Genomic DNA, 3,991 nt, shown 5'->3' with positions numbered 1-3,991 from the left:
CGAACGCCAGCTCCTCCTGATCGCCGAGGCCCCCGACGGCGGGATCGCCGGCGCCCTCCTGGCGGGTGAACCGCGCTGGATCTTCGAACACCCCGGAGTCGACACACCGGCGCTCCGGGACCGCCTGGCCGCACGGCTCGGCATGATCCACGCCGTCGCCGTCCGCCCCGCACACCGGGGCGGCGGCATCGCCCGCACCCTGGTCCAGCACGCCGAAGCCCGCTTCGCGCAGGCGGGATACGGGCTGATGACCCTCAACCACGGCCCCCACCTGGACGCCTTCTACCAGCACCTCGGCTACACCCTCGGCAACCAGCTGCTCGTACACACCCCAGGCGACCGCCTGCTCGGCCTCGTCAACGAGGACCCCACCGACGACACCCGCATGTCCGCCAAGGCGCTGCGACCGCCGGTGCGCCTCGCAGCCGTCCGCGACGCTCCGGCCCCGATCATCACCGGGCTGCTCCCCGGCGCCTCGCTGCCCGCCCGCGCCCGGTTCGACCCTCGGCGCCTCCGGCTCCGCTACTGATCACCCGAGGAGGACCCCGTGCGGCACTTCCACATCGCCGAGCGCTGCGAGCACGGCGACACTAAGCGGACCCTGTGCGACCACCAGCTCCCCTGGGCCAAGTACCGTGTGCGCCAAATTCCCTGCGCCCCCGATTTCTGCTCGGCGGCGCGCGACACCCCCGTGGACTCCCCACGCTCCTTCACTACGTTCGCCACGGTCCGACTGACCGTGACGACACAAGACGAGAACGAGGCATGGAGCCGCGCTCAGTCGCTGGAGGGTGAAGAACACGACCTCCAGTCACTTCAGTCCCTCGGGTTCACCCTGCACGCGATCACCTTCGGAGAAGCCGGAGACGTCGAGTTCGACCGGTGAACGGATCGCGCGGGGCACAGGCTGCCGCCGAGCAGCGCGCCCGAGCGACCTGCGGCCCCGGCATCCGCCGCTCCGACGGGCAGGACGACGGCGTCCGACCCCATTCCGGAGGGCTGCCGGAGGCGGAGTGGCTCCGCGGAGCGCGCGATCGTCGGTGCCTTCAGCTCAGGCCCCTCCGGTCGATGCGGGCTTGCTGTTGCGTGTGCCTTGGGTGAATGTGTGGGCGCTGCGGCCTGGACTCCGGGACGATGGGAAGGCTCGGACGGCACCATCTCGGAGGGCTTTCGTGGCCAGGATCCTTCTCACCACCGATCACGTTCACCAGCCACGGCGGCGCTGGTTTCCGCCGACCGCCGATGAAGAGCGGGAGCACGGTGCCGTCGTGGGTCTGGTCGCGCAGCTGTACGACGCGACCCTGGACCGGTGCGCGCAGTGCAGGCAGCAGCTGCTGGCGCTTGTAGCCCAGGACCCTTCGACCACGGGCGTGCTCGCTGGCTGGGCATGTCTGACCACCTCCGAGACCTACGGCGAGTTGCCGTGGGTCCTGCTGGAGGGGGCCGAGGGCGCCGATGCCCCATTCCAGCCGTCAGCGGCCTTCCGCAGCATCGCCGCCGAGTACAACCTCCTCGGGCTCGGCCCCGCCGGGCTGTATGCCGTCTGCGACGCGCTGTCGGACGACGAGCGCCTTCAGGCGGCCGAGACGGCCCTTGAGATCCTCGTCGAGCTCGCCGACTTCGGAGTCGACTTCATGTTCCAGTGATACTCCTTCACCCCTGCGGCGCGCCCGTGTCACGGATGAGCGAGCAATGGCCGGCCGACAGCGCGCGGAAGCCGGCACTTCCCGGTCTCCGGGGTGCCTGGCCTGGCAGAGGGGTTCCGCCCGCCTGTGGCGGGCCGCGGGGCCGGGCATCCCGGACTGGTCAGGGGTGCGCCGTCAGGCCGAGGCGATGCGGTTCGCGTCGAGCAGCGCGTTGACCAGCGCCACGGTCTCCGGAGAGGAATCGGCCCCGGTCTCGACGGCGATCCTGGTCAACTGGTGCGCGGTGCGCTCCAACCCGGCCTGATCACCGGTCTCGGTGTAGATCGTGAAAAGGTCCCGGTACAGCAGCTCCGCCTGCTGGTCGCACACCAGGCCCTTGGACGCGGCGGCGGCCGCCGCCCGGTAGTCGCGTACGGCCCTGCGGCGGGTGGCCAGTTCGTGGGCTACGTCGACGATCGCGGACATCATCTCCTGGATGTCGTACTCCGCCCAGGCGTACCGCGACTGGTCGATGTCGCTGAACGGCCGGCCCCGCACCAGGGCGAGCGCGGTGGCCAGCGCGGTGTCCGCGTCCGTGCCGCTGCTGTGCATCCCTTCCAGGTACAGCTGCTGGAACTGGCTCCAGTCGCTGGTGACCTGCTCCCCGAAGGAGTACAGGCCGTCGGTGACCAGCGGCAGGTAGGCGGACGCCGGGTCGTCGGCGTCCAGCAGCGGATCCCGGCCGAACCAGGAGCGCAGCTTGCTGATGCTGTTGTTGCGGCGGTCGGCGCGCACCCGCTGGCCGGGCCAGATCGCCTCGTCCAGTTCGTGGCGCGTCTTGCCGGGGTGGAGGATCAGCCAGGCGGAGATTTCGGTGAGCGTGTTGCGGCGGTTGGACTCCACTTTGCCGAGGGTGCCGACGACGTCGACCGGGCCCAGGACCCGGACCTGCGGCCCGGCCGGCTGGTCCGGCGGGGTGTGCAGCGCAGCGAGAACGCTCGAGGTCACCGCGGTCACCCGCGGGGCCGGCACCGCGGCGGGCGTCGCGCCGGCGACGGCTGCGGGCGCGAGCCCGGAGACGGACTCCCCGGCGGTCGCGCCCAGTTCCTCCGGCCCGGACTCGTCCGGGTCTTCGTACGGCGATTCGCTGCCGTCGCCGGTGCTCGCCGTACCTGCGTGTTCGGCCATCACCTGTTGCAAGGTGGCGTCGAACAGGTCCGGCGACAGCCCGGAGTCCTCTTCCTCGGCGGTCGGGGCGGGGGTGTCGTCGCCAGAGACCGGGCCGGTCACCGCGGGCGCGAGCGCGCTGATGTCGGGCAGAGCGGTGGCCAGCGAGGAGTCCGAGACCGTGACGGAGACCCGCACGCCCTGCGGCACCTCGGGCTCGGCTGCCAGCTCGTCCGTATCGAGCTCGCCGCCGTCCGCGACGGCGCTGTCGGGGAGCGGGAAGCCGGCGGGCTCCTCGTCGGGCTGGCCGCCGCCGTCCTGTCCGGCGTCGGGGACCGCGTAGGTGTCCTGTGCCAGAGCGGAGTCGCCCGCGGGCGACGACGTTACCTGGGTCGGCCCGTTGGGCACCGGTTCCCCGGATGTCGCGTGGGTCCAGGCCGGTGCGGGTACGTCGTCGGTGCGGTTCGCGGTCACCAGCAGTTCGAGCAGCGGCTGGTAGGCGTCCTCGTCGAGCCGTTGAAGGGTGACCTCCAAGTCCATCCCCGGCAGCGACACCGGAGCCCCGGCGGCCGCCGGCAGCGTCCACGCGCCGGTCAGGTCCAAGTCCTCGTGTGCTGCGCTGATCACGCAGGCCGCGGTCCGGGGCCGGGAGGACAGCAGGTCCGCCAAGGCGTCGGCTTCGTCACCGACCGGTGCCGGAGCGGCGATGAGGATCTTCGGCACCCAGGCGTCGCCGCCCTCGGCCGCGAGCCGGGCCTCCTCCAGGCCGTCGAGGTCGGCAGCGGCCAACGCGGCGCGCTGCGCAGCGTCGTGGGCCCGCAGATCCGGCAACGCCTCCTCGATCCGCTCGTGGTGCTCGATGTGGATGGGGAAGGCGTCGACGAGCTCCCCGCCGAGGCCGGCCAGCATGATGGTGGCGTCGTCGGCGAGTCCGGAGGAGGCCAGCTCGACGGCCAGGCCCAGCATGACCGCGCGGACGTCCTGGGCGCTGCCCGCCAGGCGCAGCAGCCCCACGGACTCGAGGTTGACCAGGACCGGTTCCTGCTCGGTGGTGGTGCCGAAGCTGACGAGCGCGGGGTAGGGGGCGGTGATGTCGCGGACCTCGTCGGCGCTGAGCAGGGCCGCGCCGCGGGCCGGGCACCACCACAGGTCGGGCTGGTCGTCCTGCTCGGTGAACGGGGTGACGGGCGGGGTGGGGG

General features: G+C 72.2%; 4 protein-coding genes. 3 read left to right on the top strand and 1 reads right to left on the bottom strand.

The window, feature by feature from the left end; translation table 11 throughout:
- The 3 genes from AC13HU_RS33665 to AC13HU_RS33655 all read left to right on the top strand — a co-directional run.
- Nucleotides 1–529, top strand: a 529-nt coding sequence (locus AC13HU_RS33665) for a GNAT family N-acetyltransferase (protein ID WP_483045784.1), incomplete at its 5' end; no start/stop codon positions are given.
- Nucleotides 530–547: 18 nt separating this feature from the next.
- Nucleotides 548–886 carry a hypothetical protein gene (locus AC13HU_RS33660; protein ID WP_483045783.1) on the top strand — a complete coding sequence of 113 codons (339 nt, stop codon included), beginning with the start codon at nucleotides 548–550 and terminating at the stop codon, nucleotides 884–886.
- 286 nt (nucleotides 887–1,172) lie between these two features.
- Nucleotides 1,173–1,646: a hypothetical protein gene (locus AC13HU_RS33655; protein WP_483045782.1), complete on the top strand. Its 474-nt coding sequence runs from the start codon at nucleotides 1,173–1,175 to the stop codon at nucleotides 1,644–1,646.
- 174 nt (nucleotides 1,647–1,820) lie between these two features.
- Here AC13HU_RS33655 and AC13HU_RS33650 read toward each other — a convergent pair.
- Nucleotides 1,821–3,991: AfsR/SARP family transcriptional regulator (locus AC13HU_RS33650; RefSeq protein WP_483045781.1), on the bottom strand; the 2,171-nt coding region annotated here is incomplete at its 5' end.

It is taken from the genome of Streptomyces sp. NH27 (genome assembly GCF_056859195.1).
The sequence above is the reverse complement of the archived record's forward strand: the minus strand, read 5'-3'. Positions and strand labels throughout refer to the sequence as shown.